This window comes from Nesterenkonia halobia (genome assembly GCF_039536005.1).
Classification (GTDB): domain Bacteria; phylum Actinomycetota; class Actinomycetes; order Actinomycetales; family Micrococcaceae; genus Nesterenkonia; species Nesterenkonia halobia.
In genome coordinates, this window is record NZ_BAAAYG010000002.1 from 340,593 (window position 1) to 353,881 (window position 13,289).

11 protein-coding genes are annotated in these 13,289 nt (G+C 72.0%); 8 read left to right on the top strand and 3 right to left on the bottom strand.

The window, feature by feature from the left end:
• Positions 1-78: 78 nt before the first annotated feature.
• From ABD652_RS02290 to poxB, 3 genes are all read left to right on the top strand, one after another.
• On the top strand, positions 79-879 hold the full coding sequence (locus ABD652_RS02290) for a DUF6318 family protein (RefSeq protein ID WP_344717945.1): 801 nt from the start codon (positions 79-81) through the stop codon (positions 877-879).
• Between the two features lie 53 nt (positions 880-932).
• Positions 933-2,009: a PKD domain-containing protein gene (locus ABD652_RS02295; RefSeq protein WP_344717726.1), complete on the top strand. Its 1,077-nt coding sequence runs from the start codon at positions 933-935 to the stop codon at positions 2,007-2,009.
• A 175-nt stretch (positions 2,010-2,184) separates the two neighbouring features.
• The gene (gene poxB, locus ABD652_RS02300) at positions 2,185-3,897 is read left to right on the top strand and encodes a ubiquinone-dependent pyruvate dehydrogenase (RefSeq protein ID WP_344717728.1); all 1,713 of its coding nucleotides are present in this window, start codon (positions 2,185-2,187) and stop codon (positions 3,895-3,897) included.
• Between the two features lie 45 nt (positions 3,898-3,942).
• Here the strand turns inward: poxB and ABD652_RS02305 are convergent, their stop codons facing one another.
• The gene (locus ABD652_RS02305; protein WP_344717730.1) at positions 3,943-5,064 is read right to left on the bottom strand and encodes a hypothetical protein; all 1,122 of its coding nucleotides are present in this window, start codon (positions 5,062-5,064) and stop codon (positions 3,943-3,945) included.
• A complete protein-coding gene (locus ABD652_RS02310) occupies positions 5,061-5,456 on the bottom strand; it encodes a PadR family transcriptional regulator (protein ID WP_344717732.1) in 396 nt (131 codons plus the stop codon). The genes ABD652_RS02305 and ABD652_RS02310 overlap by 4 nt, the downstream gene beginning before the upstream one ends.
• Before the next feature lie 168 nt (positions 5,457-5,624).
• On the opposite strand from ABD652_RS02310, the gene ABD652_RS02315 reads away from it, so the two are divergent.
• Entirely contained in the window at positions 5,625-6,242 is a 618-nt protein-coding gene (locus ABD652_RS02315; RefSeq protein WP_344717734.1) for a TIGR03085 family metal-binding protein, read from the top strand.
• Between the two features lie 50 nt (positions 6,243-6,292).
• Here ABD652_RS02315 and ABD652_RS02320 read toward each other — a convergent pair whose 3' ends face one another.
• On the bottom strand, positions 6,293-8,536 hold the full coding sequence (locus ABD652_RS02320; protein ID WP_344717736.1) for a RecQ family ATP-dependent DNA helicase: 2,244 nt from the start codon (positions 8,534-8,536) through the stop codon (positions 6,293-6,295).
• A 119-nt stretch (positions 8,537-8,655) separates the two neighbouring features.
• Between ABD652_RS02320 and ABD652_RS02325 the strand changes: the two genes are divergently transcribed.
• From ABD652_RS02325 to ABD652_RS02340, 4 genes are all read left to right on the top strand, one after another.
• The gene (locus ABD652_RS02325) at positions 8,656-10,197 is read left to right on the top strand and encodes a TIGR01777 family oxidoreductase (RefSeq protein WP_344717738.1); all 1,542 of its coding nucleotides are present in this window, start codon (positions 8,656-8,658) and stop codon (positions 10,195-10,197) included.
• Positions 10,198-10,251: 54 nt separating this feature from the next.
• Positions 10,252-11,025: an isocitrate lyase/PEP mutase family protein gene (locus tag ABD652_RS02330; protein ID WP_344717740.1), complete on the top strand. Its 774-nt coding sequence runs from the start codon at positions 10,252-10,254 to the stop codon at positions 11,023-11,025.
• 134 nt (positions 11,026-11,159) lie between these two features.
• Complete coding sequence (locus tag ABD652_RS02335; protein WP_344717742.1) at positions 11,160-12,458, top strand: M16 family metallopeptidase; 1,299 nt, start codon at positions 11,160-11,162, stop codon at positions 12,456-12,458.
• A 148-nt stretch (positions 12,459-12,606) separates the two neighbouring features.
• The gene (locus tag ABD652_RS02340; RefSeq protein WP_344717744.1) at positions 12,607-13,287 is read left to right on the top strand and encodes a hypothetical protein; all 681 of its coding nucleotides are present in this window, start codon (positions 12,607-12,609) and stop codon (positions 13,285-13,287) included.
• Positions 13,288-13,289 lie beyond the last annotated feature (2 nt).

Sequence of the window (13,289 nt, forward strand, 5' to 3'; positions counted from 1 at the left end):
GTGGTCCTTAGACTGGCGGGCTGGGTGTCCACGGTGCTGCCAGTGGCCCCTGACAGTGCCGGAACAACCGGGAGCCTTATGACGCCTGTGTCTGCCGAGACCGACCTGACCGCCGACGACGACGCCGGCCGCCGCGGTGCGCGCCGCCTGCCTCTGCTGGGGGCGATTCTTGCCGGCGTGCTGCTGCTCAGCGCCTGCGGCGGGTCTCCTGAGGAGGAAGGTCAGGCCGGTTCCGAGGAGCCCAGCGCAAGCGCCTCGGCGGGCGAAAGCGCCGACGGTGGTTCTGGTGAGGATAGCCCGTCGGGCGAAGGGCCGGAGGGGTCCCCCAGCGATCCAACCAGCGACAGCGCCGGCGAGGGCGGCACTGGCGGCGACGGCTCGAGCGAGCCGGTCCCGGCGTCGTCGGACGGACCCGCCCAGAACTGGCCCGAGCCGGAGGCTCCCGAGGAGATCACTGAGAAGAGTGAAGAGGGAGCCGAGGCGGCGCTGGAGTACTGGTGGGAACTGTATGCCTACGCACGGAACACCGGCGACACGTCGTCACTGGTCAAGATGTCGATGTCGACATGCGATTACTGCAAGGCGCGAGTCGAGCACACCATAGGCGTCTATGACCAAGGCGGTTGGTGGCATCAGGATGAGTACGAGATCAAGGACATGGCTCTCGTCGAGCAGGATGATGGTTCGTACAAGGGCTACTTCATCTTGGGCGGCGGGACGTTCATCAGCTACTCGGAAGACTCTCCCACGCAGGCCGAAGACGATTCCAGTGTCCAAAGATGGGGTGCGAAGTTCGCGTATGCAGATGGCAGGTGGGTCGCAGAGGATCTGAGCCACCTCTGTACAGAGGGTGAGGACGAAGGGTGCGATCTCTCCTGATCCGGCTAGCTCCTGGATTTCTCGGAACCTCCCTGGCGATTCTTCTATGCTTCGTGGCACCTATCGCCTTGCAGGGGGTGTTGGCCTCTGACGCCGCAGACAAATGCGAGTACAAGCAGACCGCCGGCAAGGACGACTCTGCTGGCTCCCTCACCGGGGGTGCGCAAGAGTGTGAAGCACCGGCGACCGACGGTTTCGTGGATTCGGACGAGAAGGAATCGGAAGGTGGGAGCGGCTCCGATAATCAGGGCCGTGGACAGCCCGAGGGGACCGGTGACGTTCCCGGAGCTGCTAATCAGCCAGGTGCCGGCGGTGCAGAGGACGAGGGGGATTCGGGCGAGGAAGTCACCTATGAGAAAAGCAATACGTGTTTGGCAGGTGCGGTCCCCGACTCCGCGTGTATCGACTTGAATGGCGGGCCGGGGTGCACAGCGCCGAACGAGCCGCTGGATGTCCCGAGGCGTATCTGCGAGACGGGCCCCGAGCCGGAACCTGAGCAAGACGAACAGTCAGCTGATCCTGAGCCTGTCACTGTTGCTCGGGAGGAGTTCGTGGAGATGTCCCTCGAGCCTGCATCTGTGCAGTTCGAGCCTGATCTGCTGGGCTTCGGCTATAAGGGGCGACACACGAACATCTACGCGGACGTGGGCACCCAGACGACCTCTGGTGAGGTCCTCGACGCCACCATGGAGCTGCGTGCCATTCCTGTCGCCTACCACTGGGACTATGGCGATGGGACTTCACGGACTACCTACGAACCCGGGGAGCCGTTGCCGGACTACGACGGCACGGGCGAAGAGATCAACACGATGGACTTCAAGACCCCGACCTCCCACGTCTACGAGGAGACCGGGATCTTCGAGGTCACGGTGACCACGGAGTTCGTCGGGCAGTTCCGCTACGACGGCGGCGACTGGGACGGCATCCCCGGCACGATCAGCGTCACGTCCTCACCCGGCGAGGCCGACATCTGGACCCAGAACTCCCGCTGGGTCTCCGGCGCCTGCGAGTCGCGGGACCAGTGGGGCTGCAACGGACCGGTGCAGTTCGATCCGTCCACCGACCGTCCGCCGAAGATCTATCAGGATCAGTATGACGAGAACGGCAACTGGATCGGCCCGGTGAACTGACGCTCCGGTGGGATCCCCGAGCAGCACATCACCCACCCCGCGTGGCAGACCTCTCCCTCCCCGGTGAGGCACTTCATGGCCAACTCGCCGGCCCCGGCATAGACTCGCCAGCAGGCGACCGTCGCGTCGCATCAGGGGCGCGGCGGCCGGGAGTCTTTCCAGAACAGGAGATGTCATGCCCACAGTCGCGCGGAACATCGTCGACACCCTGCACGCCTCCGGAGTCCAGCGGGTCTACGGGATCCCCGGCGACTCGCTCAACGGCTTCACCGATGCGCTGCGCGTCGCCGGCACCCTCGACTGGGTCCAGACCCGCCACGAGGAGGCCGCCGCCTTCGCCGCCAGCGCGGAGGCGCAGACCACCGGCGAACTCGCCGTCTGCGCGGGCAGCTGCGGGCCGGGCAACCTGCATCTGATCAACGGCCTCTACGACGCCCAGCGCTCGCGGACCCCGGTGCTGGCCATCGCCGCCCACATCCCCAGCGAGGAGATCGGCTCCGGTTACTTCCAGGAGACCCACCCGCAGGAGGTCTTTCGCGAGTGCAGCGTCTACGTCGAGCAAGTCTCCACCGCCGAGCAGATGCCGCGGCTGCTGCGCGTGGCCATGCGCGAAGCCATCCAGAAGCGCGGGGTGGCCGTGCTGGTCATCCCCGGCGACGTCGCACTGCAGGAGATCGAGGCAGAACCGGAGGCCATCCGGCCGGCACTCTCCACCACGGTCCCCGCCGAGACCGAGCTGGAATCCGCCGCCGAGATCCTCAACGAGCGCAGCAAGGTCACCATCCTCGCCGGGGCCGGCGCGGCCGACGCCCACGACCAGCTGCTGGCCGCCGCCGAGCGGCTGCAGGCGCCGATCGTCCACGCCATGCGCGGCAAGGAACACATCGAGTACGACAACCCCTACGACGTCGGCATGACCGGCCTGCTGGGCTTCTCCTCCGGCTATCACGCCATGGACGATGCCGAGACGCTGCTGGTGCTCGGCTCGGATCTGCCGTACCAGCAGTTCTACCCGGACGCGAAGGTCGTCCAGGTCGACATCCGCGGCGAGCAGATTGGCCGCCGCACTCCGGTCGACGTCGGCCTGGTCGGGGGAGTGGCCGAGACCCTCGACGCGCTGCTGCCGCGGCTGAGCGAGCACCGCAGCTCCAAGCACCTGGACGCGATGACCAAGCACTACCGTCGCGCCCGCAAGGACCTGGACTCGCTGGCCAGCCCGTCGAAGCGCACCATCCACCCGCAGTACCTCGCCCGGCTGATCGACGAACAGGCCGACGACGACGCCGTCTTCCTGCCCGACGTCGGCTCGCCGGTGGTCTGGGCCTCGCGCTACCTGACCATGAACGGCCGCCGTCGGCTCATCGGCTCCTTCGCCCACGGCTCGATGGCCAACGCGGTCTCGCAGTCGATCGGCGTGCAGTCGGTGGACACGAACCGCCAGGTCATCGCCATGGCCGGCGACGGCGGTCTGGCGATGCTCATGGGCGAGCTGATGAGCCTGACCCAGCACCGACTGCCGGTGAAGACCGTGGTGTTCAACAACTCCTCGCTGAACTTCGTCGAGGTGGAGATGAAGGCCGCCGGCTTCGTCAACTACGGCACCGAGCTCGCGAACCCGAACTTCGCCGACGTCGCCGAGGCCACCGGCATCCGCGGCATCCGGGTGGAGAGCTCGGCGGAGCTGCCGGGTGCGGTCGAGGAGTTCCTCGCCCATGACGGCCCGGCCCTGCTGGACGTGGTCACTGAGCGGCAGGAGCTGTCCATGCCGCCGACGATCACCGCCGAGCAGGCCAAGGGCTTCACGCTCTACGCCATCCGCACGGTGATGTCCGGCCGCGGCGACGAGCTGATCGACCTGGCCCGGAACAACGCCCGGCAGCTGTTCTGAGGCCCTGATCCGCGGGCCGGGCGGTAGGGGTCGGGCGACAGGGGGTCAGGCGGGGCGGGTCACCCGGCGCTCGCGACGGCTCGCCCTCCACGCCATGCCTGTGGCCAGCGCCGCCAACACCACGAGACCCGCCCACCGCAGAAGGTCCGGATGCCAGATGGTGCCATGCGTGATCACCTCATCGATGAGCGGAACCGTAGCCACCAGGGCGATGCCGGCCATCCACCACGCGCGGTGCCGCGGACGGACCCCGGCCTGCGGACCGTGCCGCCGGGCGTAGGTCTGCGGGGATCCGAACTCCTCGACCAGCGATGAGCCGACGTCCTCGGCATGGGCTCGAGCTTCGGCGAGCACCCGGCGGACGCGTCGATCGGAGATGTCTCCGCGCAGCCGCAGGGCCGCGGCGGCCTCGTCGAGCCACTGGTGATCGTCGAGCGGGGCGGCCTGAGCGGCGGATCCCGGAGACGACGTCGCCGGCGGCGTCGCGCGTCGACGTCCCCAGGCCGCCCGGTCCGGCACGTGGTCGAAGCCCCAGGCGAGGAGTCCGGCGAGTCCGGCGATCGGCAGGTGCCACCAGACGCTGAGCGAGCGCGTCGCCTGATCTGCGAGCGTGACCAGGTCCCAGCCTGCCGCGGTGCTGAGCGCACCCAGCGCGACGACGGTGACGCCGACGGCGACGAGGAAGGACCGGCGTCGCAGCACGGCGGCGAAGACTGCTTGGAGCAGCGTGATGGCCAACGCGAGGCCCAGCGGCGCCGCCAGCGGAAGCATCGAGATTGCCTCGGCCCCGTCGAGCAGACCCACGACGAGGAAGATCATAGAGAAGGCCGCAGTGCCGACCAGCGTGATCACCGCCGCCTCCCGGAGGCTGCGCGGCCGGGCGATCTCAGGAGTCACTTCGCCCTGCTCGCGCAGTCGCGGCAGCTGCTCCTCCGCCCAGTGCTGGGCCGGGCCGTAGAGCTCCTCGATGGGCTCATCGGAGGCGCGGAGCGTGTCGAGCAGCTGCTCCAGCCGGGCGACGACGGCCGGTTCGGCGACGTCGTCGAGGATCAGCGCCGTCGCGGCCGCCTGCGCCCACTTCTCATCCCGGGCCCGTCCGCGTGCGGCGCGGAAGTGCCGGTGGAGATCCTCGAGCCGGCGCGGCGTGGTGCGTGCAGTCTGCGTCATCGGGGCGTCGGGCTCCTCGGCTCGTCGGAATCGGTCGGGTCATGCGCATCGGGCGCGGTCGGCGGCTGCTCGCCGAGCGCGTCGACGAGGGCGCGCCAACGGTCTCGATCCTCCTGCAGGCGTCGACGTCCCGCTCCGGTGAGCTGGTACACGCGTCGGCGCGGTCCGCCGGACCCTTCGGCCCAGGATGCGGCGAGGAGCCCGTCGTCCTCCAGGTCGCCGAGCAGCGGATACAGTGAGCCGCCGCGCGGGCGCCCGAAGCCGCGGCGCTCGAGGGCGACGGCGATCCCGTAGCCGTGCTGCGGCGCCTCCTGGAGCGCGGCCAGCACGGCCGTCGACAGTGCGGCACGGACCCAGGGTGCCGGCCAGTCGGGAGTCGGATCCTCGGTCATGCTTCTATGTACGCATCGTATTCAGTGAGGTGTCAAGGGAGCCGTGGTCATGAGGCGCTCGCGGCTCGACACGATCCTCCGGCCGTGACAGCTCGGTCCTGGAGGCGGCGGGAGATAGGCTCTGCGGCGAGAGTGCTCGAGACTTGTCTCCGACCCCTGAGGATCCCCATGGCACCCGCCGCCCGCACGACCACCGCCGCCGTCGAACGTGCGGTACTGGCCCGGGTGCTGGAGGAGGCCGGCCCTGAGGCACCGACGCTCTGCGCCGGCTGGGACGCTCAGGACCTCGCCGCGCATCTGGTCATGCGTGATGGCCACCTGGACCTGCTGGCTCGCCGCCGCATCCCGACGCCCGGCGCACACTTCCGCGGCGAGCCGCCGGCCGAGGGCGTGCTGGACTTCGGCGACCTGCTCGAGCGCTTCGCCGCCGGGGCGCCGCGCTGGTCGCCGGCGAGGATCGGTCCCGTCGACGAGGCGATGAACACGCTGGAGTTCTTCGTCCATGCCGAGGACGTGCTCCGCGCCGGGGCCGAGGCGCCCTCGCCCCGGCGCGATCTCGATCCGGCGGTGGAGGCCCGACTCTGGTCATTCGCGGCGAAGACGCTGTTCCTGGTCGCCGCGCGCTCGCAGCATCTACGGGTGGCCTGGGTCAGCCCCGGCTTCGGCGCAGTGACCCACGGCCGACGGCGCGATCCGCTGCAGATCGTCGAGGGCGCGCCCGGCGAGTTGGTGCTCCGGGCCTTCGGCCGCGGACAGGTCGCCGACGTGACCGTGCGCGAGGTGTGACGGCCGCGTCGGGCACGGCTCCCGTCGTGCAGTCGTCCCGTCGTCCCCGATCAGCCTCGCAGTCCCAGCGCGAAGGGCAGCACCGACTCCGCCCCGGCGCGACGCAGCTCGCGGGCGGCGAGGGTCAGCGTCCAGCGCGAGACGATCTCGTCGTCGACCAGCAGCACCGAGTGGCCGGGGAGCCTCTCGGCCAGGTGGACGGGCACGGCGAAGCTGCCCAGCAGTCCGGAGACGCGGAAGGCGCTGTTGGACTCCGGCGCCGACGTCGGCCCGGAGCCGACCAGCTCCAGCGCGCCGGCATAGGGCAGCCGCCCGATCTCGGCCAGGCCCGAGGCCAGCGACTCCACCAGCTGCGGCCTGCTGCGCGAGGGCACGGCGACGACGGCCTCCGGACGCTTCGGCCAGTCCCAGTCGGCGAGCACGCGCACCGCCGCCTGGACGAGCTCGCGGCTGATCGGACCGTCCTCGCCGGAGAGCGCCTGACGCACGGCAGTTCCCCAGCCCAGGTCGCTGAGCCGGGCGAGCACCCGACCGTCCTCGGCCGTCTGGTCAGTGCTCAGCTTGCCCTTCAGGTCCACGCCCAGGGCATCGAGTCCGGTGGGCCACTGCTTGCGGGCCGGGACCTCCACGCCGACGGCGTCCAGGCTGGCCTTCGCCTGGCCGACCGAGCCCTGGTCCACGCTCGTCGGGTACCAGGGTCCTGCGCAGGCGTCGCAGCGGCCGCAGGGCTCGGCGTCGACGTCGTCCAGCGCCTTCGCCAGAGCCATCATCCGGCAGGAGTCCTGACGACCCGGCCCGACGGGCAGGGCCTCATAGTCGAGCATGGCCTGCTGCTCGGCCCGCCGCAGCGCCAGGATGCGGTCATACCTCTCAGCGTCGTAGGTCCATCCCCGACCCGTGGACAGCCACCCGCCTCGCACCCGGGCGGCCGCGCCGTCGACCTCGAGGACCTTCAGCAGCAGCTCCAGTGGCGAGCGGCGGATCTCCACCATCGCCTCGAGCCGCGCCACAGACATCGTCTCCTCAGTGGACAGGGCGGACAGCACGGCATCGGCCCGGTCCTGCGTCGGCATCGAGGCCTGGGCGAAGTGCTCCCAGATCCGCACGTCCTCCGCACCGGGGAGCAGCAGCACGTCGGCAGTGTCCACCGCACGCCCGGCACGACCGATCTGCTGGTAGTAGGAGACCGGCGACGACGGCGCCCCCAGGTGGATGACGAAGCCCAGGTCCGGCTTGTCGAAGCCCATGCCCAGCGCCGAGGTCGCGATCAGCGCCGTGACCTCGTTGTCCTTGAGCTTGCGCTCCAGCTCGGCGCGCTCGTCGGCGTCGGTGCGGCCGGTGTAGGCCAGCACCTGGTGGCCCTGCTCGCGCAGATGGGCGGCGACGTCCTCGGCCTGCGAGACGGTCAGGGTATAGACGATCCCGCTGCCGGTCATCGCGCCGAGATGCTGGGACAGCCAGGCGATGCGGGCGGCGGCGTCGGGCAGCGTCAGCACGCCCAGCCGCAGCGAGGCGCGGCTGAGCTGCCCGCGCAGGATCATCACCTCGGCCTCGCCGGAAGCGCCGCCCGGCCCGCCGACGCCGTCGCCGCCCGATCCGCCGACGCCCGAGGAACCGCCCGAGGAGCCGCCCGGGGCCAGCTGCGCGGCGACGTCCTCGACCACCCGGCCGTTCGCCGTCGCCGTGGTGGCCAGCACCGGCACCTCGTCGGGCAGCGCGTGCACGATCTCGCCGATCCGCCGGTAGTCGGGCCGGAAGTCATGGCCCCAGTCGGAGATGCAGTGCGCCTCGTCGACCACCAGCATCCCCAGCCGGGAGAGCAGCCCGGGCAGCACCTCGTCGCGGAACCGGGGATTGGCCAGCCGCTCCGGCGAGATCAGCAGCACGTCCAGCTCGTCGGCGTCCAGCTCAGCCAGCACCTCGTCCCAGGCGTGGGCATTGGCCGAGTTCACCGCCCGCGCGCGGACTCCGGCGCGCTCGGCGGCGGCGATCTGGTCGCGCATCAGCGCGATCAGCGGCGAGACGATCAGGCTGACCCCGCGCCCGCGGGCGCGCAGCAGGTGGGCGGCGAGGAAGTAGACCGCCGACTTGCCCCAGCCGGTCCGCTGGACGACCAGCACTCGACGGCGCTGCTCGACGAGCGCGGAGATCGCCTCCAGCTGTCCGTCGCGGAAGGTCGTCACCCCGCCGGTCAGCGCGGCGAGCCGCTCCTGCGCCTCGGCGCGGAAGCTCGCGGAGACGGCAGGGGCGGGGGAGTTCGTGCCGGCGGCGCCGGAGGTCTCGGCAGAGGTCATCCCGGACACTCTGCCACAGCTGGCGACCGCTCGGCCCCGCCCTCTGGCCGCACACGGCGCCGGACCCTACTGTGGACGCCACACCCGCGCATCGACCCGGCGCCCGCGAAGGAGACCCCATGCCCGTCGTCGAGATCACCAGCCGCCTGCCGTTCCGGTGCGAGGACGTCGCCGCCTGGCTCGCCCGACCGGGGACGACCACCCGCCTGATGCCGCCGTTCGCCGGCGCCGTGCTGCAGGAGCCGGAGGGTGCCGACGGCGACGCCGGCGAGGGGGCCGAGCTGGTCCTCGCCCTCGACGTCCCCGGACTGCTCGGCACCTCGGCGACGGCGGCGGCCGGACTGCTGCGCCTGGCCACGGGCGCCGCTCCGCCCACGCGCACGTCGTGGCGGCTGCGGCGGCACCGGGGATCCGACGGCGGATTCGTCGACGTCATGGACGAAGGGCCGATGCGCTCCTGGCGTCGGGACGTGCGGATCGGCGACGACGGCGCCGGCACCCGGATCGAGGAGACGATCGCCTACCAGCTGCCGGCCGCCGAACGGATTCCGCGCGCCCTCCGGGTCCGGCTGCACCGGATCATCGAGGGCGAGCTGCGCCGGCAGGCCGCCTTCCGCGACCATCAGGCCGCCGCGGATCTGGCCTTCCACGCCCAGCACAGCCGTCTGCCCGCTCAGCAGGACGCCGATCCGGGGTCCGACCGCCCGGCGGGTCCGCGCGTCGTCGCCGTCTCCGGAGCCTCCGGGATGATCGGTACCCAGGTCTGCGCGCTGCTCTCCGGCGCCGGCCTCGAGGTCCGGCGGCTGGTCCGGCGGTCGAGCCCCGACGGCCGCGACGACGAGATCCCCTGGGACCCGACGGCCGACGAGCTGGCCGCCGAGGCCTTCGACGACGTCGACGCGGTGGTCCACCTGGCCGGCCACCCGCTGGCCGGTCGCTTCACCGCCGAGCACAAGCGCCGGATCGAGCAGTCCCGCGTCGAGGGCACGCGACTGGTCGCGCGGCGGATCGCCGAGGCCGAGCAGCGCGCCCCGCGCCCGGACGGGCCGCGGGCGCTGATCAGCGGCTCGGCCATCGGCTGGTACGGCGCGACCGCCGCCGACCGGCCGCATGAGCACGACCTGCTCACCGAGGACCTGCCGGCCGGCGCCGACTTCCTCGCCGGCGTCTGCCGCCGGTGGGAGCAGGAGGCCGAGCAGGCCGCCGCGGCCGGCGTCCGCGTGGCCACAGTCCGCACCGGGATCGTGCAGTCGCCGACCGGGGGAGCGCTGGCCCAGCTGCTGCCGCTGGTGGCCGCCGGCGTCGGCGGTCGGCTCGGCGACCAGCAGGTGCAGAGCTGGATCAGCCTCGACGACGTCGCCGCGCTGATCGTGCACCTGGTGCTCACCCCGCAGGCCGCCGGCCCGGTCAACGCCGTCGCCCCCGCACCGGTCACGGCCCGGCGCTACGCGCGCATCCTCGCCGACGTGCTGCACCGCCCGGCCGCCGTGCCGGTGCCGTCCTTCGGGCCGCGGCTGCTGCTCGGCTCCGAGGGCGCGCGGGAGATGGCGCTGGCCGACCAGCGCGTCAGCGCCGCACGCGCCGAGGAGCTCGGCCACGCCTTCCGCCACCGGGCCCTGGACGAGGCGCTGCATCACGTGCTCGGCCGGCGGACGGCGTGAACCGCCCGTCCCGCCGGTCTTCCCCCGACGCGAGATCCTCGACATCATGGATCCATGAGCCACCCGACCCACGCCCCCGCCGCCGCCCGCCGCCTGCAGGAGATGCACCATCGTGATCGTCCCATCGTGCTGCCCACCGTCTGGGACGCCTGGTCGGCCCGGACCGTGGCCTCCGCCGGCTTCGAGGCGCTGACCGTCGGCAGCCACCCCGTGGCCGACTCCCGCGGCAGCGCCGACGGGGAGACGATGACGCTCGACGAGGCGCTCGACGGCGTCGCCCGCGTGGTCGGCGCCGTCGACGTGCCGGTCTCGGCGGATCTCGAGGCCGGCTACGGCACCTCGCCCGAGGAGCTCGTCGACCGGCTCCTGGAGACCGGCGCCGTCGGGCTGAACCTCGAGGACACCGTGCCGGCGCGCGGAGCGATGCGCAGCCCGGAGGAGCATGCCGACTACATCCGGCGGATGCGCGTCCGCGCCGACGCGGCCGGCGTGCCGCTGGTGATCAACGCCCGGACCGACGCCTTCAAGCACGCCGGATCCCTGCAGGACCCGACCGCCGAGGCGCTGCACCGGCTGCGGCTGATGGAGGAGGCCGGCGCCGACTGTCTCTACCCGGTGGCGGTGCCGAGCACTGCGGTGCTCGAGCAGCTGCTCGCCGCCGTCTCCACGCCGCTGAACGTCACCGCCCATCCTGAGCGCGGGGCCGTGCCGGACCAGCTGGATCTGGACCGGCTGGCCGCCCTCGGCGTCCGACGGGTCAGCTTCGGTCCGTTGCTGCAGCAGGCGGCGGGCGAGCACATCGCCCAGCTGCTCGACGGTTGGCGCTGAGCAGGACGCCGGCCGCCGCGGCGCGATCGGCGGGGCGCAGTGCGGGCGGCGCGCGTCGCGTGCGGAGGCGATAGGCTGGCGGGCCGAGGCCCGCGTGGCCCGTCCCCGCCCGCGACCCAGGAGTGCCGCCAGCTATGCGCGTGACCATCGACCCCCGGACCCAGGGCGTGCTGAACGCCGACGAGGGCACCACAGTGCGCCGCAGCGTGCTGCCCTCCGGCGTGCGCGTCATCACCGAGTCCATGCCCGCCCAGCGCTCGGTGACCCTCGGCTTCTGGATCGCCGTCGGCTCCCGCGACGAGGCCGCCCACCAGCACGGCTCCACCCACTTCCTCGAGCACCTGCTGTTCAAGGGCACCGCGAAGCGCTCGCCGTTGGACATCGCCGCGGCCTTCGACGCCGTCGGCGGCGAGTCCAACGCGCTGACCGGCAAGGAGCACACCTGCTACTACGCCCGCGTGCTGGACAGCGACCTGCCCATGGCCGTCGACGTGCTCACCGACATGGTCACCTCCGCGACGCTGGACCCCGAGGAGATGGAGACCGAGCGCGGAGTCATCCTCGAGGAGCTGGCCATGGCCGAGGACGATCCGATGGACGTCGCCCTCGAACGCTTCCATGAGCAGGTCATGGACGACCACCCGCTCGGCCGGCCCATCGGCGGCACCGCCGACGACATCCGGGCGGCGAGCCGCGACGACGTCGCCGACCACTTCCGCCGCTGGTACCGACCGGAGGAGCTGGTCATCACCGCCGCCGGCGGCCTGGACCACGACGAGCTCTGCCGGCTGATCTCCGCGGCGCTGGCCGAGTCCTCCTGGGACGTGACCTCCCGCCGCGACCCGGCGTCGCTGCGCGTCGGCGGCCACGAGCAGATCCCGGTACGCACCGGCGTCGAGCAGCACCGCAAGTCCGTGGAGCAGACGCAGGTCATCCTCGGCGGCCGCGGGATGTCGGCCGCCGACGAGGACCGCTTCGCGCTGTCGGTGATGCATGCCGCCCTCGGCGGCGGGATGTCCTCGCGGCTGTTCCAGGAGATCCGCGAGCGGCGCGGGCTGGCCTACTCCACCTACTCCTTCTCCGCGGCCTACACCGACGCCGGCGCCTACGGCCTCTACGCCGGCTGCCTGCCGGACAAGGTCGACACCGTCGTCGAGGTGATGAGTGCCGAGCTGGAGCGCATCGCCTCCGAGCCGCTCGACGCCGAGGAGCTCGACCGCGCCAAGGGCCAGCTGCGCGGGGCGACAGTGCTGGGGATGGAGGAGACCTCCTCGCGGATGTCCCGGCTGGGTCGCGCGGAGCTCGTCCGCGGCGAGTTCGTCGACATCTCCGACACGCTCGCCGAGATCGAGGCCGTCACCGCCGCCGACGTCGCCCGTGTGGCCCGTCGGCTCGCCGACTCGCCGCGGGCGACGACCGTCGTCGGACCGTGAGAGAGGCCACGGCCGTCGGCGGCGTCGCCGGCCGGTGTGGCAGGCTGAGGTGGGCGCGGCGACTGGACGATGGGTCGTCGCGACCCCAGGATGGAGAGAGCCCCGGCGGAGTCTGCTCCGCCGCGGCTGAGCAGACCAGGAGGACACGATGAGACCGGAACGACCGAACGGCGACGTCGCCCGGCGGAGTCGGCCCCAGCGTCGGCACCGGCTCGGGGCCCTGACTGTGGCGCTGCTGACCGCCGCGACGCTCGGAGCGGGATGCACCTACCCGCCCGAGGACGCCGATCCCACCGGCTCGGCCTCCGGATCGCCCGAGGCGACCGCCGACGCTTCGCCCGATGATTCGGCCGAGGGCTCGACCAGCGCCTCGGCCGACGTGGCGGACGACGTCGATCAGTCCTCCGGCGCCCCCGACGCTCCGGTCTCCGACGGCGCCACCGCTCAGCCGGTCCTCCCCTCGGAGATGCCGCAGGACCCCTGGGAGCGCACCCACATCGTCGAGCCCAGCGCCGGGATGAACGCCGAGCGGCTGATCGGCTGGCAGGACTATCGCGCCGTCACTGCGGGGGGAGAGCGTCCCCGGCAGGCTACGGAGCTGGAGTTCCTGCTGGTCAGCGGCAATGAGAACTGCTTCGGCGTCCGGGCCGAAGTGGAGGAGGACGCTCAGACAGTCCGCGTGGCCACGATCCGCGGCGTCCTGCAGGACACGCTGGAGGCCTGCACGGCCGAAGGCCGGATGGTCTCGCTCGTGGTCGAGCTGGAGCAGCCGCTCGGCGACCGCGAGGTCGTGCCGATGGAGGAGGAGAACGTCGGCCTCGCCGACTGAGC

Coding starts and splice junctions, on each gene's coding strand:
- ABD652_RS02290 (WP_344717945.1), top strand. CDS start 79: ATGACGCCTGTGTCTGCCGAGACCGACCTGACCGCCGACGACGACGCC.
- poxB (WP_344717728.1), top strand. CDS start 2,185: ATGCCCACAGTCGCGCGGAACATCGTCGACACCCTGCACGCCTCCGGA.
- ABD652_RS02305 (WP_344717730.1), bottom strand. CDS start 5,064: ATGACGCAGACTGCACGCACCACGCCGCGCCGGCTCGAGGATCTCCAC.
- ABD652_RS02310 (WP_344717732.1), bottom strand. CDS start 5,456: ATGACCGAGGATCCGACTCCCGACTGGCCGGCACCCTGGGTCCGTGCC.
- ABD652_RS02315 (WP_344717734.1), top strand. CDS start 5,625: ATGGCACCCGCCGCCCGCACGACCACCGCCGCCGTCGAACGTGCGGTA.
- ABD652_RS02320 (WP_344717736.1), bottom strand. CDS start 8,536: ATGACCTCTGCCGAGACCTCCGGCGCCGCCGGCACGAACTCCCCCGCC.
- ABD652_RS02325 (WP_344717738.1), top strand. CDS start 8,656: ATGCCCGTCGTCGAGATCACCAGCCGCCTGCCGTTCCGGTGCGAGGAC.
- ABD652_RS02330 (WP_344717740.1), top strand. CDS start 10,252: ATGAGCCACCCGACCCACGCCCCCGCCGCCGCCCGCCGCCTGCAGGAG.
- ABD652_RS02335 (WP_344717742.1), top strand. CDS start 11,160: ATGCGCGTGACCATCGACCCCCGGACCCAGGGCGTGCTGAACGCCGAC.
- ABD652_RS02340 (WP_344717744.1), top strand. CDS start 12,607: ATGAGACCGGAACGACCGAACGGCGACGTCGCCCGGCGGAGTCGGCCC.